At 45.3% G+C, this 23,833-nt stretch carries 20 protein-coding genes and 2 pseudogenes; 15 read left to right on the forward strand and 7 right to left on the reverse strand.

Going from position 1 to position 23,833, the window contains the following annotated elements:
- The 5 genes from rppA to NC980_RS24520 form a co-directional block, all read right to left on the reverse strand.
- The coding region (rppA, locus tag NC980_RS24500; protein WP_190375172.1) for a two-component system response regulator RppA at positions 1 to 636 on the reverse strand (636 nt) is incomplete at its 3' end.
- Positions 637 to 730: 94 nt separating this feature from the next.
- On the reverse strand, positions 731 to 1,225 hold the full coding sequence (locus tag NC980_RS24505) for a hypothetical protein (protein ID WP_190375173.1): 495 nt from the start codon (positions 1,223 to 1,225) through the stop codon (positions 731 to 733).
- A 44-nt stretch (positions 1,226 to 1,269) separates the two neighbouring features.
- Positions 1,270 to 4,404 (reverse strand): efflux RND transporter permease subunit, encoded by a 3,135-nt coding sequence (locus tag NC980_RS24510; RefSeq protein WP_190375174.1) that lies wholly within the window; start codon positions 4,402 to 4,404, stop codon positions 1,270 to 1,272.
- Between the two features lie 10 nt (positions 4,405 to 4,414).
- On the reverse strand, positions 4,415 to 6,073 hold the full coding sequence (locus NC980_RS24515) for an efflux RND transporter periplasmic adaptor subunit (protein ID WP_190375175.1): 1,659 nt from the start codon (positions 6,071 to 6,073) through the stop codon (positions 4,415 to 4,417).
- Between the two features lie 81 nt (positions 6,074 to 6,154).
- The gene (locus tag NC980_RS24520; RefSeq protein WP_190375176.1) at positions 6,155 to 6,856 is read right to left on the reverse strand and encodes a DUF305 domain-containing protein; all 702 of its coding nucleotides are present in this window, start codon (positions 6,854 to 6,856) and stop codon (positions 6,155 to 6,157) included.
- Between the two features lie 305 nt (positions 6,857 to 7,161).
- On the opposite strand from NC980_RS24520, the pseudogene NC980_RS24525 reads away from it, so the two are divergent.
- From NC980_RS24525 to NC980_RS24565, 9 genes and pseudogenes are all read left to right on the forward strand, one after another.
- Positions 7,162 to 7,504, forward strand: a pseudogene (locus NC980_RS24525) (four-helix bundle copper-binding protein).
- 181 nt (positions 7,505 to 7,685) lie between these two features.
- Positions 7,686 to 7,886, forward strand: a complete 201-nt coding sequence (locus NC980_RS24530) for a heavy-metal-associated domain-containing protein (protein WP_190375178.1) — start codon at positions 7,686 to 7,688, stop codon at positions 7,884 to 7,886.
- A gap of 8 nt (positions 7,887 to 7,894) precedes the next feature.
- Positions 7,895 to 10,153 (forward strand): heavy metal translocating P-type ATPase, encoded by a 2,259-nt coding sequence (locus tag NC980_RS24535; protein ID WP_190375179.1) that lies wholly within the window; start codon positions 7,895 to 7,897, stop codon positions 10,151 to 10,153.
- Positions 10,154 to 10,183: 30 nt separating this feature from the next.
- Positions 10,184 to 11,137, forward strand: coding sequence for a cupredoxin domain-containing protein (locus NC980_RS24540; RefSeq protein ID WP_190375180.1), 954 nt, complete (start codon positions 10,184 to 10,186; stop codon positions 11,135 to 11,137).
- Between the two features lie 154 nt (positions 11,138 to 11,291).
- Entirely contained in the window at positions 11,292 to 11,696 is a 405-nt protein-coding gene (locus NC980_RS24545) for a heavy metal-responsive transcriptional regulator (protein ID WP_190375181.1), read from the forward strand.
- 413 nt (positions 11,697 to 12,109) lie between these two features.
- Positions 12,110 to 12,403, forward strand: coding sequence for a hypothetical protein (locus NC980_RS24550; RefSeq protein ID WP_190375182.1), 294 nt, complete (start codon positions 12,110 to 12,112; stop codon positions 12,401 to 12,403).
- Between the two features lie 20 nt (positions 12,404 to 12,423).
- Entirely contained in the window at positions 12,424 to 13,308 is an 885-nt protein-coding gene (locus NC980_RS24555; RefSeq protein ID WP_190375183.1) for a hypothetical protein, read from the forward strand.
- A gap of 22 nt (positions 13,309 to 13,330) precedes the next feature.
- On the forward strand, positions 13,331 to 13,564 hold the full coding sequence (locus NC980_RS24560; protein ID WP_190375184.1) for a hypothetical protein: 234 nt from the start codon (positions 13,331 to 13,333) through the stop codon (positions 13,562 to 13,564).
- Positions 13,565 to 13,820: 256 nt separating this feature from the next.
- Positions 13,821 to 14,471 (forward strand): response regulator transcription factor, encoded by a 651-nt coding sequence (locus NC980_RS24565; RefSeq protein WP_190375185.1) that lies wholly within the window; start codon positions 13,821 to 13,823, stop codon positions 14,469 to 14,471.
- A gap of 9 nt (positions 14,472 to 14,480) precedes the next feature.
- On the opposite strand, the gene NC980_RS24570 is transcribed toward NC980_RS24565, so the two are convergent.
- The gene (locus tag NC980_RS24570; protein ID WP_190375186.1) at positions 14,481 to 15,866 is read right to left on the reverse strand and encodes a HAMP domain-containing sensor histidine kinase; all 1,386 of its coding nucleotides are present in this window, start codon (positions 15,864 to 15,866) and stop codon (positions 14,481 to 14,483) included.
- Between the two features lie 660 nt (positions 15,867 to 16,526).
- Between NC980_RS24570 and NC980_RS24575 the strand changes: the two genes are divergently transcribed.
- From NC980_RS24575 to NC980_RS24590, 4 genes are all read left to right on the forward strand, one after another.
- The gene (locus NC980_RS24575) at positions 16,527 to 17,072 is read left to right on the forward strand and encodes a DUF1349 domain-containing protein (protein ID WP_190375187.1); all 546 of its coding nucleotides are present in this window, start codon (positions 16,527 to 16,529) and stop codon (positions 17,070 to 17,072) included.
- 530 nt (positions 17,073 to 17,602) lie between these two features.
- Complete coding sequence (locus NC980_RS24580) at positions 17,603 to 17,950, forward strand: hypothetical protein (protein WP_190375188.1); 348 nt, start codon at positions 17,603 to 17,605, stop codon at positions 17,948 to 17,950.
- Between the two features lie 131 nt (positions 17,951 to 18,081).
- On the forward strand, positions 18,082 to 18,615 hold the full coding sequence (locus NC980_RS24585; RefSeq protein ID WP_190375189.1) for a PPC domain-containing protein: 534 nt from the start codon (positions 18,082 to 18,084) through the stop codon (positions 18,613 to 18,615).
- Between the two features lie 273 nt (positions 18,616 to 18,888).
- Entirely contained in the window at positions 18,889 to 21,339 is a 2,451-nt protein-coding gene (locus NC980_RS24590; RefSeq protein WP_190375190.1) for a PAS domain S-box protein, read from the forward strand.
- Here NC980_RS24590 and NC980_RS24595 read toward each other — a convergent pair.
- Positions 21,325 to 22,758, reverse strand: coding sequence for a serine hydrolase (locus NC980_RS24595; protein WP_190375191.1), 1,434 nt, complete (start codon positions 22,756 to 22,758; stop codon positions 21,325 to 21,327). The genes NC980_RS24590 and NC980_RS24595 overlap by 15 nt on opposite strands.
- A gap of 363 nt (positions 22,759 to 23,121) precedes the next feature.
- On the opposite strand from NC980_RS24595, the gene NC980_RS24600 reads away from it, so the two are divergent.
- Positions 23,122 to 23,346 carry a hypothetical protein gene (locus NC980_RS24600; RefSeq protein ID WP_190375192.1) on the forward strand — a complete coding sequence of 75 codons (225 nt, stop codon included), beginning with the start codon at positions 23,122 to 23,124 and terminating at the stop codon, positions 23,344 to 23,346.
- Between the two features lie 366 nt (positions 23,347 to 23,712).
- Positions 23,713 to 23,833: pseudogene (locus tag NC980_RS24605) on the forward strand (IS6 family transposase); the annotation flags it as partial.

A 23,833-nucleotide genomic window follows, 5' to 3' on the forward strand; every position in this document is an offset into this window, starting at 1 on the left:
TCTCGCTTTGCGTCCGCCGCCCCTTGCCCGTTTTCGCACAGGCTTTGCCGCATTGCGGCTTGCCTCGTAAGCCTGCTCAAAGCTCGGCAGCAGCGCATCAAAGGCTTTTCGGTCCTGACTCGGATGTCTCATAAAGTATTCCAGTGTCTGAAATTCCTTTGCAGTCAAAGAAATAGGAATTTGGTGCCCATCGAGGGTTTGCCAGCAAACGGTGTGGGCACCATAGTCGAGAATGAGATTGCCGACTTGAAGCTGTTGGGGGTGAAGTTCGGGCGATCGTCGTTGCAGCGCCCGCAGTCGCGCCAACAGTTCTGCCATGCCAAAGGGCTTAACTAGGTAATCATCGGCTCCGGCATCGAGTCCGGCTACTTTATCTTCCATGCGATCTCTGGCAGTCAGGAGCAGAATGGGGAGTGGATTGTTTTGACAGCGGAGCCGCTTGCACAACTCTACCCCAGATAGTCTAGGTAGCATCCAATCCAGAATGGCTAAGGTATAGTGAACATCGGAGTTGTCGAGATATGCCCAAGCTGTGCTGCCATCTTGCACCCAGTCCACCACATACTTCTCCCGACTCAAAACACGATGAATCGCGGTGCCTAAATCAGGTTCATCTTCCACCAGTAACACTCGCATGAGATCGCTTGATAGATAACTCTACCCATGTAATATGGCTGTGAATCAGAGGGGTGATCGAAACACCTTAAGCAGAATCAAATACCAATCAGTATTAGTGCTTGAAGCTGAAGCGCCCATTCACTTTTTCTCCGCTAATGTCTGAGAGAATAACAGCCTTGTATTCTCCTGGCGTGGCGCTGGGTAAGATTGCTGTATAGTGCTTATCGCTTGCGTCGTACTTCATATCTAACGATTTCTGACTGCCATCAGGCAATTGAACTTGAGCTATTACCTTTGCATCGGGAATTGGTTCATGATTGTCGCCTTTCTGTAAGAAAAAGTCGATGTGAGTCTGCGCTGCCTCTTTTTTCGATACAAGTTCCAGATGATAGGGTCCTGATTCAATCACCTGTCCGCCTTGCCCACCGTGATTCCCACTAGATGCAGATTTAGCGGAACTGCCAGCAGGGGGAGAAGGTTGAGTTTCCGCAGGAGCAGCAGCCGTAGGACTACTGGTGGAATTAGTTGCTTGGTTGCCGCTGCTGCAAGCGCCCAGAAATAGCAGCCCGATCGCTGAAATCGCTGTTATATTCATTTTCAATTGCATGATGTTTCTCCTCGTTAATAAACAAAACTGTTGGCTTTAGACCGTTAAGCCTTTTCTTGAAGGTGCTCCATCTCTAGTTGAGAGACTTTGCCGTTCTCAACCATTAATCGTTTCGGAAATAGGTACTTGCCGAACCTGGCGTAGAGCGCAGGTAATATCAGCAGCGTCAGAGCTGTAGAGGTAAAGAGTCCACCCAGAACAACGATCGATAAAGGTTGCAAAAGCTCTTTTCCGGGTCCACCAGCGATGACTAGGGGCGCTAACCCTAAGGCAGAAGTAAACGCTGTCATAAGAATGGCATTGAGCCGTTCCATCGATCCTTGAATCAGGAGATCTTTTAACGGCATTCCGGCGGCAAACTTAGTGTTGTAGTTGTCTACCAGTAGTAACCCATTTCGGGTGGCGACCCCAAACAGCGTGACAAATCCCACCAGTGAAGCAATCGAGAGAATTCCTCCCGTTAGCGCTACGGCAATTACACCCCCCACCAAGGCTAGAGGTAGATTGATCATGATCATGGCGGTGGACGCCACTGACTTCACCGAGAGATACATGATGATAGTGATAACGACAAAGGCGATGGCGCTAAAGAGCAAAATATTTTGGGACGCCCGCTCTTCGGCTTCAAATTGCCCAGCATACTGGATGTAATATCCGGGCGGAGTTTGAACTTGCTGCTTGACCTTTGCCTGAATATCACTCACCACCGAGCGCAAATCTCTACCCTGCGCGTTGGCAGCTACCACAATCAAGCGAGAAACATTTTCACGGTTAATCGTGTTGGGACCTGTGCCGTCTTGAACGGTTGCCACCTGTGCTAAGGGAATTTTATTGCCCCTAGGCGTATCAATCACTAAATTGCTGATGGTATCTAAACTTTGGCGAGCTTCTGGCTTTAGCCACACCACTAAGTCAAAGGTTTGCTGTTGCTCTAAAACTTGCGAAACCACTCGTCCATTTAAGGCAGTCTCAATCGTTTCTGAGAGTTGCCCAATCGTTAACCCATACCGGGAAGCAGCAACGCGATTGAACTGAATCTGAATTTGCTCCACCGGAATCTGGGGCTCAAGCTGAAGATCGACCACTCCTTTAACCGATTGCATCGCATCATTAACTTGCTGTCCCAGGGTGCGAAGTTGTTCCAGTTCAGGACCGAAGATTTTAACAGCGATCGCGCTTCTGACTCCTGAGAGCACTTCATCCATGCGGTGAGAAATGAAGCCACCTACGTTGGGTGCTGCCCCTGGCACGTTACTAAACTCCTTGCGCAACAACTCCACACTGACTTTGCGGTCTTTCATACCCGTCTCGCTCAGCTCTACATCTAGGTGAGTCAGGTTTACCCCTGCGGCATCAGCATCACCCGCTGCCCGTCCCGATCTCACTTGAATGCTTTGAAAGCTAGGATTATCTTTCAGCTTATGTTCCAGCACCGATGCAGCGCTATTTGTGGCTTCTAACGATGAGCCAGGATACAGCAGCAGCGTATTGACCAGCGATTGCTCCTGAAATTCTGGCAAAAAGATTCGTCCAAACGACGGAACGACGATCGCAGCCGCTACTAGACTTGCGCCTGCGACACCCAAAATAATGGTCGAGCGGCGCATTGAAAACCTGAGCAGTGGTAGATAAAGACTTTTGAAGAACCGGGCGACCCAAGGTTCTCGCTCAGGCAAACGACCGTAGGGCAGTAAAATCGCACACAAAGCAGGGGTAACGGTCAAGGCAACGACGCTAGATGCCAGCACTGCCGCCAAGTAGCCCAATCCCATTGGGATGAAAATGCTGCCTTCTACACCCGTGAGCGCAAAGATAGGCGAGAAGACGACGATCGTAATGATAGTGGCTCCAAATACAGAATCTCGAACTTCTTGACAACCCTCAAACACGACCTCTAAAACGGGGCGGGGATTGGGAGAATATTTATTTTCTCGCAGGCAGCGATAGACATTTTCGGCATCGACGATCGCATCATCCACAGCAGACCCGATGGCAACTGCCAAACCGCCTAGGGTCATGGTGTTTAACCCTTGTCCTAGCCAGTTGAGCGCTAGCACCCCAATCAATAAAGACAGAGGTAGAGCCGCCAAGCATACTGCTAAGTTGCGCCAATTCATCAAGAATGGAATCAAGATTAAGGCAACGATAATGCTGCCTTCAATTAATGCTTCCCGCACATTCTCGATCGAGGCATCAATGTAGGTTTCTTGGCGAAACGTCGTGGCAACCTGAATATCTTCTGGCAATCCGGCTTTTACCTCAGCCATCGCGGCTTCAACGGCACGAGTGACCTTGGGTGTGTCGGCTTGCGGCTGCTTATTGACGATCGCAACGACTGCTTTCTGAGCGTTAACGCTGGCATCCCCACGCTTCACGGCTGCGCCAATTTTGACCTCGGCGACGTCTGTAATCCTAACGGGTGTCCCATTGCGAGCCGTAATGACCGATTGCTTCAACGCTTCAATATCCTCGATTCGCCCGATGCCCCGAATCAGTTTTTCGCGATCAGGCGTAATTAAATAACCACCTGGCGCATTCACATTTGCCGCTGCCACTGCTTCTGATACTTGTTGCAACGACACATTGAAGGCTTGTAGCTTTTCGGGCGCAACTAGAACTTGATATTGCCGCACATCGCCACCAAACACGATAACTTGCGTGACTCCTGGCAGTGCCAGGAGGCGATTGGTGACTTGCCAATCGACAATGCGCCGCACTTCCATTAAGTCGGTTGTTTTAGAGGTAAAGGCGTAAGTGACAATTGTGCCAATGGGTGAGCTGATGGGAGCAATTTGTGGAGTCTCAATCCCTTCTGGAAGTTTACTTTGAGCAGACTGTAACCGTTCGGTCACTAGCTGCCGGGCTTGATAGATATCGTTGCCCCAGTTAAAAACCACTCGCACTACTGAAATACTGGCTGCACTCGAAGACCGCACTGCACTCACCCCTGGTGTGCCATTAATTGCGCTTTCAATGGGGAGTGTCACCAAAGATTCCACTTCTTCGGGTGCAAGGCCTGGCGCTTCGGTTTGAATTTCAACCTGCGGTGGTGCAAAGGTAGGAAATACATCCAGCGGCATCTGAATGATAGTGCGGAAGATCCAAATAGTGATGACGATCGCCCCTAGAATCACGAGCCATCGGCGAGCGATCGCCCATTGAATGATGGAACTTAGCATGACGGTGTACCTAGCGCGGTTGGTGAGGATGATGATCACCCTCTGACTTCAAAGCAGGCGTTGGCGGGTGGGCGTCATAATCAGTCGGGCTCACGCCATCGAGAGACTCATGGCTTGTGTGCCCATTGGGGAATGGAACGAATGCTTTGCGACGGCGACGATTCGCCCATAGCATTCCAGCCCCAAAAGTACCTGCCATAACTGCTCCTCCAATAGGAATTCCAATCCATAAAGGAATCGAAGGCTGTGGGTTAGAGGCTGATGCAGAATTTGCCTTCCCATGATCATCGGCTGGCTTGCTGCCGCCTCGTAGCGATTGAGCATACAACTGATTAGCGCGTTGGGTGACAATGCGATCGCCATCAAACAACCCGGACTTGACCTCGACCAATTCACCTGTGTCTCTACCTAAGGTGACGTCTGTCGGTTGAAACGCGGTGCCATTTTGCACAAATACAATTGTCTTTTTATCGTTTGTGGTGACCAGTGCTGATTTTGGAACTGCTAACAAGGCAGCGGGAGTCCGATCAGTTAACACTTCCAATTCAGCAAACATCCCTGGTTTGAGCACCCCATTCGGATTGTCTAGTTGCGCTTTTACAGGCACGATGCGGGTTTCATCTTCGACGACTGATCCAACCACACTGATGCGTCCTTGAAACGTACGCTCGGGCAAGCTGGCAACTTTTATCTGGACTTGCTGCCCAGTCTGAATACGATCGAGGTCTTTCTCATAGATGTTGGCGCTCACCTGGACACTGCTGCCGTTAATAATCGTCATCACCTTCTTGCCTGCGTCCTCGCCCGATTCGCCGGTGGTGGTTTCACGATCGGCAACGGTGCCTGAAATCGGAGCCGTTATGGTGATTGTGCCGTCCTGGTTTGCATTTGCACCCAGTTGCCTCAGGCGAGCCTGATAGGTTTCTTCACTCAGTTGCACTCGTGATTGAGCGACTTGTACAGCCGATTCAGCTCGTCGTAGTTGTGCCGATGCCTCTGAAACCTCTAAGCGGCTTTCAGCTTTGGTGAGAGCCGCTTTTGCTTCTGCCAGTTTGGTTTCCGATTCTAGAAAGCTGCGTCGGGGAAGGGCACCACTGCTAGCCAGTTCCCGGTCTTTGTCGAATCGCTCCTGAGCAAAGTTCAGTTGGGTTCGGGCTTGAGCCACGTCTGTTGCTGCGATTTTTTGTTGTTGAGCAAAGTTTTGCTGTGCCAGTTGCAAATCAGCTTGTGCTTGCTGGGTAGAGCCGATCGCCTCTGATCGGCGGTCTAAGGCAACCGTACGCAGTTCTGCCAATTCTGGGCTAGTCATGATGGCCACGGCCTGACCCGCGCTCACTTTATCTCCCGGTTGAACAAGTAGCTGCGTCACCGTTCCTCTGACTGGAGTGGTCACTTCAACCTGTTGGTTGGGGAGAGATTCAATTTGTCCAGTGGTTTTAATGCCAAAGGCCAAGCGTTGACGAGATACAGATTCGACTTCTAAGCCCAATTGTTTCATCGTTTCCGCTTCGACTTCAATGGCATCTGCCGATTGAGCTGAATGGCTTCCTCCCTGAAATTCGTTGCCGTGCCCAGGATGAGCAAAAACGCGAATTGGAGTTGCTAGGAGCAAAACCATTAGCAGGGAGACTGTCGCCTGGGCAGCCGATCGTTGAGGGAGATAAGTCATTTTGGTAGCTTCCTTCGCACAGCACTCAATTACCAGCGTTTCACAGAGTAATGAAATCAACGTGAAATCTTGCAGTCAGACCTATTGCTTGTACCAAGCTTGTTTCCACTGCTGCATCTGTTTAATTTCAGCTTTCTGAGAAGCAATAATGCCTTGAGCCAGCTGTCTAATTTCAGGACGCTTCGACTTGTTCAGAGCATCTTGTGCCATCACGACTGCGCCTTCGTGATGCGGAATCATGGCGTTGAGAAACCGCAGATCAAACTCGGCATCTGCTGCACCCAAATTCATATTCATCATCATGCCTTTCATCTGATCTTGAGACATAGGCATGGAATGACCCATTTTTGAGTTGTAAGCGACTGGCTCTGCACTAGCTTTGGGATACCAAGCTTGCCGCCATTGCTTCATCTGGTTAATTTCTTTGTCTTGAGCTTCGATGATGTCAGCCGCCATCTTTTGGATTTCAGGACGCTTGGATTTCTGCTGCGCTTCTTTTGCCATTTCGACGGCTCCTTGATGATGAGGAGTCATGGCATCGACAAACCGCAGATCAAATTCAGCGTCGGCTGGACCCAGATCCATCGACATGCTGCCCGGGTTGCCGTGGTTCATACTACTGTGATCCATGCCTTGCATTGAGCCAGCATCAGTTGCAGCAGGACTGGGGGCTTGGGTTTGGTTTTGAGCAGGGGTAGAGCAGGCATTCAGAAAACTACTGGTGGCGATTGCTCCAAGTGTGAGAGCTAGAAAACCTGTTTTTGCGAAGAAGTTGCGTGACATCTGTTTGCTGTGCCTCAGATAAAGGGTCAGAAAAGTGATGTTGCTATTCTGGATGCTCCAGCTGACTGGAGTGTCAACCAGTCAAATTTTCCAAATCTGGAAACCTGCAAAGGCGTCAGTTAATGGCAGAACGGTACATCTCTTCAGAATATTGCACACAGTTATGAAATCAGAATGAAATCGCTCTCGCTCAAAAGTGCAAGTTATCTCTCTTTCGAGGGAGAGACGTAATTGCTTCAATGCAACTTTAGGGTGAAGCCTAGAGAGCCAATAGGTTCTGGTTATTAATTCACCGGAGACAAACTATGACTTCAAGGCAATCTCACCAATCTCGACTTGAAACCTGCATTGAGGCTTGTTTTGACTGTCCACGAGACTGCGAGAACTGCGCCACCGCTTGCTTAGACAGTGACATGGTGCAAATGATGGCTCAATGCATTAAGTTGTGCCGATACGTGCGACATCTGCGCCCGTTTTATGGCTCGCAATTCTGACCTTCATGCCCAATTATGTGGAGTGTGCGCGGAAGCGTGCGACCGCTGTACCGCTGAGTGCGAGAAGCATGACCATGACCACTGTAAGCGATGCGCCGAGTCTTGTCGTCGCTGTGCCCATTGCTGCCGCCAGATGGCAGCAGCAATGGCGTAAAACTCATTCACCGACGATGGCAAAATTCTTCAACCGCTCTTTACAAGCAGAATAGTTGAAGAATTTTGCATGATTTAAGCTTTGCAAGACACTTGTAAAGTTTCTGTTGTTATCCCCTTGACTCTCCAGCTTGCTAGACACTCCAAGATGGGATCAGTTGCACATCAAGAGGATTTAGATCATGACACTTCAACTCACTGTTCCTAACATGGCTTGTTCCGCCTGTAGCGAAACCATTACTCAAGCCGTAAAGGCAATTGATCCAACTGCTACGGTTCATGCTGATCCTAAAACAAAGCTTGTCAACGTTGAAACTCAAGCTTCTGAGTCTGTCATTAAACAGGCCATTATCGATGCAGGCTATTCCGTTACAGAGGAGTAGATCACCCAATGGAAAATACGACTCTTAAATTGCGAGGCATGAGTTGTGCCTCCTGCGCCAATAACATTGAAGATGCAATTTCCTCCCTTCCAGGAGTAGAAGCGTGCAGCGTTAACTTTGGGGCTGAACAAGTCACGATCACCTATGATCCTGGCAAAACTGATGTCGCTGAAATCCAGGAAGCTGTGGATGCCGCTGGATACTCGGCTCAGCCCATGCAAGATAACGTACTAGCGCCTGAAGATGATGCAGAGCGACGGGTACGGCAAACAGAAGAGCGTGAGTTGACTCGTCGAGTTTGGGTCAGCGGCATTGTCAGTACAGTTTTGGTGATTGGTTCACTCCCTGCGATGACTGGTCTATCGATTCCCTTGCTTCCCATGTGGCTGCATCATCCCTGGCTACAGCTTGCACTGACGGCTCCAGTTTTGTTTTGGGCAGGTAGCTCTTTCTTCGTAAATGCCTGGAAAGCCCTAAAGCGTCATACGGCGACGATGGACACGTTGGTAGCAGTTGGAACTGGCACAGCCTATCTCTACTCTCTCTTTCCTACCTTCTTTCCCCAATGGTTTATTGCTCAAGGGCTAAACCCAGATGTGTACTTTGAAGCTGCCTCGGTCATCATTGCTCTCCTCCTCCTAGGACGACTGCTAGAGAACCGAGCAAAGGGACAAACTTCAGAGGCGATCCGCAAGCTGATGGGATTGCAGGCAAAGACCGCGCGGGTCATTCGCAGGGGTCAAGAAATGGATGTTCCCATTGCTGAGGTAGTTCTGGGAGACGTAATTCTTGTGCGTCCGGGCGAAAAAATTCCAGTGGACGGCGAGATTATCGAGGGGTCTTCTACGATCGATGAGGCGGTGGTGACGGGCGAAAGTGTGCCCACGAAAAAGCAGCCTGGTGATGAAGTCATCGGAGCTACGATCAACAAAACGGGCAGTTTTAAGTTTCGGGCGACGCGAGTCGGTAAGGATACCTTCCTAGCCCAAATCGTCAAATTGGTACAGCAAGCACAGGGATCAAAAGCACCGATCCAGCGATTAGCCGATCAAGTCACGGGATGGTTTGTGCCGACAGTCATCGCGATTGCCATTCTCACCTTTATCATCTGGTTTAATGTCATGGGTAACGTGACAATGGCGTTAATTACTACCGTTGGAGTGCTGATTATTGCTTGTCCTTGTGCACTCGGTCTGGCTACCCCGACCTCAATTATGGTGGGAACCGGTAAAGGGGCAGAAAACGGCATTCTGATTAAAGGGGCGGATAGCTTGGAATTGGCACATAAACTACGAACGATCGTGCTGGATAAAACCGGAACCATTACCCAAGGCAAACCGACCGTCACCGATTTTGTCACCGTTCGAGGAACTGCGAATCAAAATGAATTGAATCTGCTGCATCTAGCTGCCTCCGTGGAACGCAACTCTGAGCATCCACTTGCTGAAGCTGTGGTTCAGTATGCTCAAGCTCAGGGTGCAACCTTAGCTGATGCACAGGAGTTTGATGCTGTTGCAGGCAGTGGGGTGCAGGGTTATGTCTCGGATTATCTGATTCAGCTTGGAACTCATCGCTGGATGACTGAACTCAACATTGAGACTCGCTCGCTTCAGCAACAGTGGGATCAACTCGAAGCGTTGGGCAAAACCGTGATCTGGATTGCAGTCAATGGCAAAGCGGAAGCAATCATGGGGATTGCAGATGCAGTCAAACCTTCGTCGGTCGCAGCAATTCGAGCTTTGCAAAAGCTTGGATTAGAAGTCGTAATGCTGACCGGAGACAATCGTCGTACCGCAGATGTGATTGCGCGAGAAGTCAAGATCCAAAGAGTATTTGCGGAGGTTCGCCCGGATCAAAAAGCCGCTACGGTTGAAGCTCTTCAGCGTGAAGGAAAGGTAGTCGCAATGGTGGGAGATGGCATCAATGATGCGCCTGCACTGGCTCAAGCTGATGTGGGCATGGCAATTGGAACCGGAACCGATGTGGCGATCGCAGCTAGTGATATTACTCTGATCTCTGGTGACTTACAAAGCATTGTGACTGCGATTCAACTGAGCCGTGCGACCATCCGCAATATCAGGCAGAACCTATTCTTTGCGTTTATCTACAACGTAGCAGGGATTCCGATTGCCGCAGGGATTCTCTACCCGCTGTTTGGCTGGTTGCTGAGTCCGATTATTGCTGGAGCCGCAATGGCATTTAGTTCAGTTTCAGTGGTGACGAATGCCTTACGGCTGCGAAACTTCCAGCCCAAATCATTAAGTTAGTTGATTCAACTGATGTAAGAGGACAAGAAAATGCTTAAAAAAGCAACATTTTGGGGGACATTAGCAGGATTGGGATTTCTTCTCGGTGCAATCTCTGGAACCATTGCGGCTGAACCCAGAATGAGCGAGATGGATAATCATCCTGCGTCTGATGCCAGTCAATTTCAACGTATTGAGCAACCCCTAAGCAATAAGGTCGCCGTTACACTCGGTGGGATAGGGCTGATTGGTCTAGAGTTGTGGTGGTTTTTGCTCAGTAAACCTAAATCCCGGCAAGCAAGGGCAGAAGGCGGTATTCAGGAAGCAACCATTACAGTTGATGGTGGATATGAACCGAGTCAAATTGTGGTACAAGCAGGGCAACCAGTGCGATTACAGTTTGATCGCAAAGACCCCAGTAGCTGTCTAGAAGAAGTTCGGTTTCCTGATTTTCGTATTGCTCAAGCTCTGCCGCTGCATCAAACGACAACGATCGAGTTCCTGCCAGATAAACCGGGTCGATACAAATTTACCTGTGGCATGAATATGTTTCGCGGTGTCGTTGAGGTACAGTCTACGGATACTGCAATGGGAAACACACCTCCATCAACTTCTAAGCAAGCCCACCATCTGGATCAGAGCGTTCTTCATGCTGATCACGCCCACCATGCGCCACCTTCAACAGAGAGTCTTGAAGCAACCATGACCCCAGCGGGAGTTCAGGATGCTACCGTAACAGTTGCGAAAGGATATGAACCCAAGCGAGTGATCGTTGAAGCTGGCGCTCCGGTCCGTTTACACCTTCAGCGCAGCAATCCCAGCAGTTGCTATGACCAATTTCTGATCCCAGCATTTGATATTGCAGTTGATCTAGAACTAGATGCAACCACTGAGGTTGAATTTACGCCGAAGCAGCCGGGTGAGTATGAGTTTATGTGTGGTATGAAGATGAATCGTGGGGTCATTGAGGTGAGATCGAGGCACTCATCTCAGGGGATCAATTAATCTCACGCCCAAATCTCCTCAGTAGCAAGGCAGTACCACTCTTTGGAAAAATAGAAAAAATTCGTTACTTTAACGAATGCGAGATCGCTTGACTCTCTACTTAGCTGGAGAGTTTAAGCTAGAAATCAGCAATAGATGTTCAGCGGAGGTCCGCATGTTAGCTCACGAGCGACCCAAGCAGATTGGTCCCATTGCCAAAGAAAGTGGGGTTCCGATCAAAACCATCCGGTATTACGAAGAATTAGGGTTATTGCAGGCGGTTGGCAGAACCGAAGGAGGATACCGCTTGTTTGATACGAATGTGTTTACTCGATTGAGCTTCATCAAACGGGCTCAAAGCCTTGGATTAAGTCTGGCAGAGATCAAAGCGTTTTTAGACGTGCATGATCAGGGTGAGCCACCTTGTGATCATGTTCGAGTCAGATTGCAGGACAAGGTAACTGATATTGATCGTCAAATTCAGCAGCTACAAATTCTGAAATCAGAACTTCAAGGGTTGCTTTCTGAGCCAGCAAGTCTAGAGAATTCTGATACCCTGATTTGTCCCATCATCCAATGAGGTGAGTCCTCTTGAGTTCTTTTTAGTTTTTCATCTGCAACCTGTTTAGTACTCCCTAGGTGTTTTAGGGAGTGCTTTTTGCTGACAGTTAAGTATTTCCTAATCGGTTCAAAAAACTTTCTCCTATCTATTGACTCTCCGGTTGGCTAGAGACTCTAAAGTGATTTTAGTTTGAATACGGCAATGAATGAGAAAGACGAAAAATAGTTGTACTTCTCATGTTTGCAAGTTTGTTTCAATTTGAACGTAGATAAAGACTCTAGGGTAACGACAGAGTTGGGGAAACACCAATGATAGAGCTGCCCCATTGAGCCTTGTGAGTTTTCATCTCTCTGCAAAGCAAATGAACTGGAACTGCAAAAAATGGCAACTTCGTTGTCTAGCTCAAACGACAATCTACTGGAGGAATCGCCATGAAAACCGAAGCACCAAAAGCACCCTCTCGTGAATTAGAACCAACCTCTACTTCTAGTTTTGAAAACCATTTGCACAAAATCTGGCTCACCCAATTCTGGCGACGGGTAGTCAGAGCGATGTCCCCTTCCGATGAGCCAAAAGTGTGGCATTCCAAAAATTGGTTCGGTCAGGCTGGATGGACTGTTTATCTTCCCAAAACAGGTCAAACGGTTCGGTTATCGTCTGAAGCAGAAGTGCGAGTCTGGCTTGAAGGACATCTTTACGTTCCACACCCTCTAAGTCGTCTTTAACCCTGATTGAGAAGCCTGAAATGAATCGTTTCGTCACTGCAATCGGCATCGTCACCACGTTAGCCATCACTCAAAGCTGCACACCATTATTTAATGCAAAAAAGGAAGCTCTTATGACAACGACAACGCAACATCACTCTGATCAAGTAATGGCTGAAACAAACCACAGTCACCACATCCATGCCAATCGCCATGTTGATGCGCCCACCCTAACTCAGACGAAACTAACGACATTCAGCACAATCAGCCCGAATACGCCTGTTTTCCTTCAGATAGAGGTGCAAGATAATCATGGAAACGCAATTTCCCAGTTTGAGTCCTTCCAAGAACAGGTAATGCACTTAATTGCTGTCAGTGATGATCTGCAAGTGTTTCAACACCTGCATCCGATTTACAAAGGAAACGGACGCTTTGACATCACAGCCCAGTTTCCGCAATCCGGCGCTTATACCTTGTTTAGCGACTACAAACCTGTGGGACAGCCAGAACAAGTTTCTATCCTCAAAACAACCGTGGATGGAACAAGTCCTTCTGCTGCCCATATCGATTGGAATCGTACTAGAACCTTTGGACAAACAATCGTTGACTTTGCTCCCACTCAGGCAACCGTCAAAGCGGGAGAAGAAGTGACCCTACGGTTTAACTTGCAAGATGCCACGACCCGTCAGCCTGTCACCAATTTACAGCCCTATCTGGGCGAGAAAGGGCATTTAGTGATTCTGCGCCAGTCTCCAGCACTATCTAGGGCAGATTATGTTCATGCCCATGCTGTGCCCAATACCCCTGCAAGTCAAGTGCACTTTGCCACCCGCTTTCCTCAAGTCGGAAAGTACAAGCTCTGGGGGCAGTTCAATCGTGGCGGCGAAATTGTCACGGCGGACTATTGGGTAGACGTTATTCCGTAGAACGCGCGCTACCGGGGTCTTTATGGCGAAGAGAAACAGGCGGAAAGCAGTCTTAGCGTGCGTCAAGATCATTGCTTTAGTTATCTTGCTAGCCAGCGGATTGCTTTACCTGAGGTTACAATATCCAGCTCTGTTTGTGCCTGAAGGATTTAAGCAAGCCGTTGATCAAGCAGGATTTCTAATCCCTTTAGGGTATGTGGGACTAATGACGCTACTGGTTGTCATTAGCCCTATTCCCAGTACGCAGTTATTGTAAGATTTTGGTCACTTAGGGGCTCATACGCTCTTTTGGTGAGAAGGGACGCGAATGATGACAAGGGGAACCGCGAATTCAACGGTTGAGAAACCTTTCCGATTCCAAATCACCAAAACTGCGTATGAGCCCAAAAAGCGCCGAACGCGACATTTGCTCCAAAAGATCGAAGAAGTAGATATGTATAGATTTACCTTCACAACTTGGTATGGTTCCTAATAAGATTAACAAACAATCTACGAGTGAAGAGAAGTGAGCAATGTTACGAATTTTAATTGTCGAAGATGATCCAATGATGCAGATTGGGCTAAAACATACGCTCTCCACTTATCCTCAGCTTGAGATTGTGGGTATAGCAGAGGATGGGTATTTAGGTGTAGAGGCGGCGATCGCACTTCAACCCGATGTTACGTTGATGGATGTGGGAATGCCACATATGGATGGAATTGCGGCTACACAAGAAATTAAGAAAGTTTTACCTGATATAAAAGTTGTGATACTCACCTCCCATACCTCACAAACGGAGGTAGTGGCTGCACTTTCTAGCGGTGCTGATGGCTACTGTGTCAAAGGAACGAGCGCAGAACAATTGGTTAAAGCAATTGACGTGGTTCATCAAGGGGCTACTTATTTGGATGCCCAGGTCGCCAAAACTTTGGTTGATCAACTTAAACCCGTTACATCTGCATCTAAAACTACTCAGTCTATTCCTCCTGGAACGTTATCGGAACGAGAACTTGAGGTCTTACATTTCATTGTTGAAGGTTACAGCAATCCAGAAATTGCTAGAGTCTTATATCTAAGTGAGCATACAGTCAAAACCCACGTTCGTGGAATTATGAATAAGTTGTTGGTGAATGATCGAGTACAAGCAGCTGTAGTTGCATTGCGATCAGGCTTAATGTCGTGATTAGGTTTGTTACATGGGTAGGGTAAACCAGAAAGTAGCACCATTACCTGGACTGCTGATCGCTCCGATCTCACCACCATGAGACAGGATGATTTGGCGACAGAGGTAGAGACCTAAGTCTAAACCAAGTGATTGACGGTTACTAGGGCCACGGGTGTAGAGTTCAAATAAGCGATCGCACTGCTGCTGTGTCATTCCCACACCATTATCTTGAATTGTGCAACGGACTTGGTTTTTGACGCTTTTTTCAACGCTTCTTTCAATAGTGGCATCTAAACTCAACCTTACTCCAGAGCGGTTATAGCGCAACGCATTTAAAATTAAGTTCTCATACACTCGTTGCAGGTGTAGCACATCAGCATTGACAGAGGGTAAATCAGTGGGAATTGCATATGTTATGGTGGCGTTTGCACTCTCAAGGAAGGGATGTAAGTCGGCAATGACAGATTGCGCTAAATCATGAAGTTGCACAACCTGGCGGTGAAGTACAATTCCATGTACCTCAGCTTCATGAGCCCTTAAAAGTGAGTTAATTAAAGCAACTTGCCTATCACCACTCTCAATCATTTGTTGGAGCAATGCCCGCGGAACCTGTGCTATGGGTTGCTCAGGGTGACAAAAAGTCTTTAAAGTCATCATCATCCCAATCACTGGATTGCGTAAGTCGTGAGATACAGCATGGAGAAAAACCCGCAGTTGTTGACGTAGTTCAAATTCACGTCGCAGAGATCGCTCGTATAAAAATACTCCTATATCCGCTACAAAGCAGATCAAGATTGTATAGAATATGCCCAAGGCATAGGTAGCGGAGATAACCACATTCGGATCGCGCCAACCAGCGAGTAGAGCGATCGCAAAATAGCCAATCACAGTCACTTGCGATATGAGATGCGATCGCCAATTCACAGGAATCAAAATGGCTTGAATCGCATAAAACAAAATCCACATACTTCCGTCGAAACTAGCCTGTCCTCGTGCAGTAGCAATAATTTGAGATGGCATTAGCACCAATCCACTCAATAACAGAAACATCCTTTCTGGCGACTGGGAAAGCGTGCGAGATTTAGCTAATAACAAGCCCACACCAATACTTAAAATTTGAGTAACAGCAACCTCCAAATACTCACGCATCCGTCCTGTATCAAATGCTAATTCAGGTTTACCTGAAGCATTCAAGCTAGGAATTACCACGATAAGATTTAAAGCTATTGCCATTATCGAAATAATGAGAACAATCCAAGCAAGCAAACTAATTCGATTAGAAAGAAATTGCCGTCGCCACTCCAAAAACTCCAACGAAGTAATTGTACGATCGGGTCGAATGTTGCTTCTAATTCGATTTAATAATCGAATTCCAAATACTTTTACTAGTAACGATGCAATAATTGTTTTCATTATGATAATTGAATATACCTAGTTTATTGATACAAGTTGTATCTAAAGATAGAAATTTGAGATGAGAGTAGGAAGTAAGAATATTATCTTTGAACACACCTCAGAATTAAAAATCGAAGAGTTAGCTTAGTATACAAAGTCTTATAGATTATGCTCTCTAGAGATACAGCAAGCTTAATTCTATAAAATTTAAAGTCTTATTTGCTTCACTCGAATGGGCTATTAGCTTAACTCACCCAATCGATTCATCCAGTCGGGTGAGTTAAACGAATGAATCAAGTGTGGGAAGGTTTGATTAGATGTCTGACTTTATGATGTAGTCATGAAATTCAAGCAGGCGCTAAGAGTTTATGGATACTTTACTTGCTCATTCTAAATTCAAACTAACTAAATTCAAATTAGCCTTTTCTAAGCTGAAGCAGAGCATCATTATTAACTCAAATGAAAACAATTCTCATCATTATGAAAATTCGATTAAGTGGAATCCAACGGTTGAGCATTTACATCAAGTGAAATCTGATTATTTTCTAGAGTTTAAAGTTTTTTGGTAGAGTATTAGAGTGCTGTAGATGATACTATCCTAAAAATCAGTGTAACGATCTCTTATTGTAGTTGTGAGTCAATAATCGAAACAAAAACTATTACTGACTAGACAGAATTATGTCACAAATGAAATGGTACAACGAACCCAAAATCTGGGAAAAACAAGCAGAATCTATATCTGTTTTTGCATCTTCAAAAACAGATTTCTGGCAAAAAACTCATTATAACTTCAGGCATGATAATGGAAATTTCTACTATCAGGAAGTAACGGGTAGTTTCACAGTTGAAGTAAAAGTTGTAGGACAGTATCAAGCTTTATATGACCAAGCAGGACTGATGATTCGAGAGAACGAAAACACCTGGCTCAAATGCGGAATTGAGTATGTTGAAGGCATACAAAACGTTAGCGCTGTAGTGACACGGAATTACTCAGATTGGTCGGTAGTCCCTTTATCGCAACCCCCAGTTGCGCTATGGATGCGGGTACAACGTCGTTCAGAAGCATTAGAAGTACAGTACTCCCTAGATGGTGAGAATTACCAAATGTTGCGACTGGCATATCTTACTCATAATGACACAGTACAAGTGGGACTAATGTGTGCCTCTCCACAGGGAGAAGGTTTCTCAGTTGTTTTTGAAAACTTAAAAATGACTCAATCCTAACAAAATTGCCAAGTAAATATATTTACCTATTCGTAAATGCCTGTGACTTTAAACTAGGGGATTTATTGATGATTAGACCTTACAAGGACATTGACCTAGACGATGTAATTAGTATTTGGTATGAAACATCTAGAATTGCTCATAGTTTTATCCCTGAAGAAGCTTTAGCCGTGCAGAAAGAAATCATAATTAATACCTATATACCAAGAGCAAAGATATGAGTAAGAGAGGAAAACGAATTCGTTGTTGGTTTTATTGCCTTGCCAGGTAATCTAATTGGTGGTTTATTTATATCTCCTAGAAGCCAGGGTAAAGGATTCGGAACCCAACTAATAGCACACACAAAATCGATGGTAAAAATACTATATTTGTAGACGTTTATCAAGATAATTGTAAAGCTCAGCGATTTTATAAAAAATGCGGATTTATTTTGGTAGATCAGCATTTAGATGAAAACACAAACTTCATCTTTTCAATTATGATGCTCATCTTTAGCTAATTTATTCACTAACCAATCAAGGAGAAAAAGAATGAACCTCACTCTTGTTAATGACAACTTAAAAATTGAATGGAAATGGTATGAGCAATTACTGGCAGGAAATCTTTGTAATACTTTTGTCATTCCCCTCGAGCATATCACGGCAGTTTCAACTGCTCAAGCGATAAGTAGTTGGTCAGAAATTCGCAGTCCTGGTCTTGTAATTCCAGGATTAATAAAGGCCGGGACTTACTACACTAAGAGAGGTAAAGAGTTTTGGTACGTTATCAAAGATCAGAATTGCCTAATTTTAGAACTCAAAGATGAATCCTTTCAACGAATTATTTTGACAGCTGATACAGCTCCAGAGTTCTTAGGAGAAATTAATCAATTCATCTGAAGATTTTCTCTGAATTTCACCTGATTAGATGAATTGGTTGGGCTATCCAATGAGGTTTAGTCTTAATTATTACCTGCAAGTAAGATTGGTCAGATCACCCTTACTTTTCGCATTACTAAAAACGATGAACGATGAAGAATCAATTTATCACTTGGAAAGATAGAGTAGGGGTAGTTTTGCTTCATAGCATGTTGGTAGTAAGCGTACCCGCTGAACAAAATTTATCACTCACTCCCCAGATTGACACTCAGTCTGTTACTTCTTCCTACTCCAAAAAATTAAATGTTGTTGAGCAGGGATACCTAAATCAAAGAGAGCAAATAGCATATAAGCTTCGTGGTCGGATAAAACAAATGTCGATCGCTTCACTTATTCGGTTTAACTCGCGCGAAAAGACCCGTTTGTCTCGCGGCGGGAAAAATCGACATACTTTTCAAGCCAGAAGTGGGCAAGTAATAGTGATTACCTTAGAAAGTCCCCAGTTTAATTCTCATCTTGCTCTTTATGGGTCTGATGGTCGTTTGTTAATCGAAGCGAAAGATTTTGATAGTAGCACCCCTCGAGTTCAAATGCGATTGCCAAGTACAGGAGTATATACAATACAAGTGTGTGGTATCAGCTCGGATGCTGAAGGCGAGTATACTCTAGAGATCGCTACCGCTTAAGCTACCTCAGTAGTGTTATACATCTGGCGCCACTGAATAGCCGCGAAGCCAGAAAACTACCTAACGTCACTGAGCCAGCTTTTGCTTTGTATTCATTCTTTTACCTATATCAAAATTTACAAATATACTGAGTTAATAATCTTCAGAATACTTCTTTGTCACATATGCTTAATGATTATTACTAAGATATTTTTGTTTTTCTTTTGATTCCAACAATATTTATCTTGATATCATGTAAAGGAATATATAGATAGAGTTGTCAATAAAATAATTGTGCAATTAAGAAGCCTCATCCACAATTTTAATCAAGAACGTGATTTTGTTGCCGCCATTCTTGATACGATTGCGGCTTTAGTTATAATGCTAGATCGGCAAGGACGAATTGTCTGCTTTAATAAGGCTTGTGAGCAAATAACTAAATATCCATTTGTTGCAGTAGAAAATAAGTTTTTTTGGGATATACTCTCGCTGCCTACAGAAATAGAGTTAACTCAATCGGAATTTAATCAACTCACGCCAGAACAACTTCCTAAAAACTATGAAAGGAAGTTATTAACTAGAGATGGAAAGCAATTGTTAGTTGCCTGGACAGTAACCGCGGTTACTAACGAGACTGGACAAATAATTTATGTAATTTGTACTGGCCAAGATATTACAGAAAGTAGAAAAGCAGAAATTGCTCTTCAACATAGCGAAGAGAGATTTCGGATGATGGTTGAAGGGAGTGAACAAGTATTTTTTTATTCTCATGACAAAAATCACATATTTGAATATATTTCTCCATCAGCTCAGACAGTATTAGGATATGCACCAGAAGAACTGGTAGGCAAGGAATGCGAATTTTTTCTGATTGATGATGATGAAAAAGCGCAAGCAATTGAATTAACTGATAAAACCTTGCTCTCAGGAGAGCGAAATAAGCCGTTTGTAGTAATTTCGCGCCATAAAAATGGGGATTTATTATTTACTGAAGTTGTAGAAACACCGATAAAAGTTGATGGCAATGTAGTGGGAATGCAAGGATTTATTCGTGACATTACCAAACGTAAAATTGCCGAAATTGAATTATGCCAGCAGAGAGATTTCAATACTACGATCGTGCAAACCTCTCCGGCTTTTTTTGTCGCCATTAATCCGGATGGCACCGTGAAGATGATGAATCAAGCGATGCTGAATGCGTTAGATTATACCCTTGAGGAAGTGATAGGTACTAATTATCTGACTAATTTCGTTCCAACAGAACAGCGAGACATTCTAGGAGAAGTTTTTCGCTCAGCAACCGCGCAAGAATTATTGCCCAGCCAAGAAAATCATGTACTAACTAAAAACGGTACTAAATTGCTTGTAGACTGGCATGGTAGGGCAGTTTTTCAGGAAAATGGCGAGTTGAATTTCTTCTTTGGCTTTGGTCTTGATATTACTGAGCGTAGAGAAGGAGAAATTAAATTACGCTCAGCCGCCCAAAGAGAGCGATTGATCTCAGACATTGCCTTGAGAGTTTTAAAGAGCTTAAACCTAGAAGAAATTATTAGCACTACAGTAGCGGAAGTTCATCAAATTCTTCAAGCTGATCGAGTATTTATTAGTAATTTTTGCGATAGCTTACATGATCATCTTTTTGCTGAATCTGTATCTTCAGGTTACAAAGTAATGTCAGATTTGTTTTTAAACAATAGTCGTCTTGTTCAAGAAATGAAAGCCTTATTATGTCAGGGTAATTTCCAAAAAATTGATGATATCAACCAAACTCAGATTTCTAGTGGGCAAGCTGACTATTTTGCTAAATATCAAGTCAAAGCTTGTTTAGCAGTACCAATTATGGTGAGCAATGATTTTTTTGGCGCACTAGTTGTGCATCAATGTTCAAAAACACGTCATTGGCAGACGGCGGAAATCGAGTTGCTACAACAATTAGCCACACAAGTAGCAATTGCTATTCAAAAAGCTCAACTCTTTCAACAAATCCAGTCGCTCAATCTCACTTTGGAAGGCAAGGTACAAGAGAGAACCGCTCAATTGCATCAAAGAATGCTGGAGTTACAAGATTTATATAAACGTCAAGATGAATTTTTACATGCTGTTTCTCATGATTTACGTACTCCGATTACAGGGACTCTCATGCTATTAAAGCACTGGCATCAGCCCTCTGTAGAACACATCTCCTTATCTCGGGATATCTTGGATAGAATGATTGAAAGTGGTGAACGACAGATGCGTCTAATTAACTCATTACTAGAAACTCATGCTAGTGAGATTAAAGGGATTTCATTACAGTGTGAGCCTATGAAAGTTAGTATTTTAGTGCAAGCAATTATCGAAGATTTAGAATCACTATTTATCAAAAATAAGGCGAGTGTTTATAATCTTTTTTCGGACGATTTACCCCTTGTTAATGGAGCTTGTTTGCAATTAAGGCGTGTATTTGAAAATTTAATTATTAATGCTTTAAATCATAACCCTCCAAGTTTGGAAATCACTTTGCAAGCCTGCTTAGAAGGAGACTTTATTCGCTGTTTGGTGCAGGATAATGGTGTGGGAATGAACGAAGAGCAATGCTTAGAAGTGTTTGAACGTTATTCTAGGGGCGATCGCTCTCGTTCTACTGGTATTGGTTTAGGCTTATACCTCTGTCGCCAAATCATCACAGCGCATGGTGGACAAATTGGAGTTCATAGTAGCCCAGGTAAAGGTGCAACGTTTTGGTTTACCTTACCTATCGTTTAGCCGTGGATATGCCCGCAAACCATAGTTCAAAAATGTAATCTTACCCGTTTTATCCCGCAGGAAAGTCGCATCTCCCAACTGTGTATTTCCTAAGAATACCTGGAATGTGTCTGGGCGAAGCGATCTCAATTCGAGATCTGGTTGTCCTGCAAATTTAGACTTGAGCTTGCCTTGTTCTACAACAACTGAAAGGTTGCCTAGCCTTCCTGTAATTCCAGGAACAGCATAGTTTCCCGTATAGGCTTTGAGCGCAGCCTCCTTCAATTTAATCGGGAGGGTAGGATTCGGTTTTGGCGTTTGCAACAAAGATTGTGTCGCTGCTTCCAGAATTGGGGTTGAGTTAAAGCCTATTTTATTTGCCAAAATTACAACACCGAATTTCTTAGACGGAATGGTCTGTAGTGCAGCACTGTAGCCATTAATTGAGCCGTCATGCCCAATATTTGTAATGTTGTTGTTTTTCGGTTCGACAATTAACCCTAAGCCGTAGCTCACATTCAGTGAAGCAAGGTCTAACACAGGTGTTTTCATTGCTTGCATAGAACTTGTACTCAATATAGTTTTGCCATTGAGTTTGCCATCTTGTAGAAGAAATAACGCCAAGCGGCTGAGATCTTCTACTGATGAAAAGACAAACCCTGCGGGATATTCAACGACGTTATCAGGATTAGGGCGCACAGTTTCTAGTCCGGCGTTGCCTGGTTGATAACCCACTGCTAGGGGATAAGTCAAAGCAATATTTGGGAGTAGGGTTGTACGCGACATTCCCAACGCGGGAAAGACATTTTTGTCCATGTAAGTAGCATAATTCATGCCGCTTACCCGTTCGATGAGGCGACCCGCGACTGAGAAAGCTGGATTGGAGTAGCTTAATACTGTTCCTGGTGGTGCAAACGCACTTTTTGAGGTCAGGCTGGTCACGTAATCTTTGAGAGCGGCGGCATCAATACGCCCATAAGGGTTGCCTCCATCAGCGAGCCCTGAGCTATGGGAGAGGATGTGCCGCACTGTGATTTTAGAATTGACTTTAAACTCTGGCACATAATTGGCAACTGGTTCATCGAGCTTAACTTTGCCGGCTTCCACTAATTGCATCACACCGATGACGGTTAATGGTTTGGTGGTTGAGCCAATTCGGAATAGAGTCGTGGGTGTAACTGGGTCTTTGGTTTCAGTGTTACGAACACCGAAGCCCCTTTGAAAAGTTACCTTGCCATTTTGCACGATCGCTACAGCTAACCCGGGAACATCTTGCGCTTTCATCTGCGCTTCGATGGCTCTAACTACGGGTTGAAATTTTGAATCAGTGATTGGTCGAGAAATCTGAGGTGCAGCGATCGCTGTTGCAGAAACATTGAAGAATCCGAAAATAGTAGTCAAGGCAAGCACTGCCCCAGCCGGGCGACGAATAGTAGACATTAAATCTTCCTCCATAGCGAATGGTAAATCAAAATAATTGGCAATGACGCTCCTGCGGACGCTCAAATATCGCTAACACTTTGTTGTTGCTACCGCTTCGCTAGTGATTTGGTCAATTGCTGATTTCATAATCGCTCTTTGCCTTGATTCTGCACCTCGTCTGACTGTGCGAATTTGTCCTTCTGGTTGATTCACCCGATCAGACGAATCGATCTAGCGAGACTCATCTGGGGAAGTTGCAATCTAATCACCGCTTTACTATGCAGTCAACAATGAATTTAACAGGCAGTGATGAACACACAATCGCAAGATTACAAGAAGACTGAACCTCTTAGGGATGAGCGTCCTGTTCCCCAGTCCAAGATGCAAACCCTAACCCTGAAATTAAGACAATTTGGGCAACGGATTTGGAAGGCACTCACCTCCGAACCTCAGCTGAAAGTTTGGCAAAGCAAAGATCATGCAGGGAATGTTTGGTATCGAGTATATGATCCCAAAACAGGTCGGACTGCTTGTCTCGCTTCTGAAGAAGAAGTGCGGATGTGGATCGAGGAGTCTTTTTATCGACTGAATATGAGCGATCGCTAATTTATCTTCCACTTGAAGCCAACTCTGCTATAGCGCTGTGCTGATAACACAGATTATTGAAGAGCAGCCTCCCAATAAAGGTATCTATCATTGGTGTCCCCATGGAATACACAACCAGTGCAAACAAAACTCCTTGAACCGCTATAGATTTGTTGTTCAACCCTTTGTGCTCCCTTCAATTTCTTCAGGTCTGAGCCCCCGCACGTTTCTGCATTCAGAAAATACAGCGTCCGAGGAGTGCTGTTAAACGGAATCAAGCCGCGAAGCGTTCGAGTGGAGCAAAGCGATACAGTTAACCCGTATTGTCAGGTTAACCGGAACGTAGAATAATCGTACTAGTTCAACTTTAAGAACGACTGCTTGCCCATGTACTCCCGTCATCGCTTCCCTGGTGAAATTATTAGCTACTGCGTTTGGCTGTATTACACCTTTCCGTTGAGCTACCGGGACATTGAGAAAATGATGCTGTATCGCGGCATTGAAGTCA

The organism is Leptolyngbya sp. AS-A5 (assembly GCF_039962495.1).
Classification (GTDB): Bacteria; Cyanobacteriota; Cyanobacteriia; order Leptolyngbyales; family Leptolyngbyaceae; genus Leptolyngbya.

Bases quoted from the DNA above. Each gene is read 5' to 3' on its own strand.
- NC980_RS24505 (WP_190375173.1), bottom strand. From the start codon at position 1,225: ATGCAATTGAAAATGAATATAACAGCGATTTCAGCGATCGGGCTGCTA.
- NC980_RS24510 (WP_190375174.1), bottom strand. From the start codon at position 4,404: ATGCTAAGTTCCATCATTCAATGGGCGATCGCTCGCCGATGGCTCGTG.
- NC980_RS24515 (WP_190375175.1), bottom strand. From the start codon at position 6,073: ATGACTTATCTCCCTCAACGATCGGCTGCCCAGGCGACAGTCTCCCTG.
- NC980_RS24520 (WP_190375176.1), bottom strand. From the start codon at position 6,856: ATGTCACGCAACTTCTTCGCAAAAACAGGTTTTCTAGCTCTCACACTT.
- NC980_RS24530 (WP_190375178.1), top strand. From the start codon at position 7,686: ATGACACTTCAACTCACTGTTCCTAACATGGCTTGTTCCGCCTGTAGC.
- NC980_RS24535 (WP_190375179.1), top strand. From the start codon at position 7,895: ATGGAAAATACGACTCTTAAATTGCGAGGCATGAGTTGTGCCTCCTGC.
- NC980_RS24540 (WP_190375180.1), top strand. From the start codon at position 10,184: ATGCTTAAAAAAGCAACATTTTGGGGGACATTAGCAGGATTGGGATTT.
- NC980_RS24545 (WP_190375181.1), top strand. From the start codon at position 11,292: ATGTTAGCTCACGAGCGACCCAAGCAGATTGGTCCCATTGCCAAAGAA.
- NC980_RS24550 (WP_190375182.1), top strand. From the start codon at position 12,110: ATGAAAACCGAAGCACCAAAAGCACCCTCTCGTGAATTAGAACCAACC.
- NC980_RS24555 (WP_190375183.1), top strand. From the start codon at position 12,424: ATGAATCGTTTCGTCACTGCAATCGGCATCGTCACCACGTTAGCCATC.
- NC980_RS24560 (WP_190375184.1), top strand. From the start codon at position 13,331: ATGGCGAAGAGAAACAGGCGGAAAGCAGTCTTAGCGTGCGTCAAGATC.
- NC980_RS24565 (WP_190375185.1), top strand. From the start codon at position 13,821: ATGTTACGAATTTTAATTGTCGAAGATGATCCAATGATGCAGATTGGG.
- NC980_RS24570 (WP_190375186.1), bottom strand. From the start codon at position 15,866: ATGAAAACAATTATTGCATCGTTACTAGTAAAAGTATTTGGAATTCGA.
- NC980_RS24575 (WP_190375187.1), top strand. From the start codon at position 16,527: ATGTCACAAATGAAATGGTACAACGAACCCAAAATCTGGGAAAAACAA.
- NC980_RS24580 (WP_190375188.1), top strand. From the start codon at position 17,603: ATGAACCTCACTCTTGTTAATGACAACTTAAAAATTGAATGGAAATGG.
- NC980_RS24585 (WP_190375189.1), top strand. From the start codon at position 18,082: ATGAAGAATCAATTTATCACTTGGAAAGATAGAGTAGGGGTAGTTTTG.
- NC980_RS24595 (WP_190375191.1), bottom strand. From the start codon at position 22,758: ATGTCTACTATTCGTCGCCCGGCTGGGGCAGTGCTTGCCTTGACTACT.
- NC980_RS24600 (WP_190375192.1), top strand. From the start codon at position 23,122: ATGCAAACCCTAACCCTGAAATTAAGACAATTTGGGCAACGGATTTGG.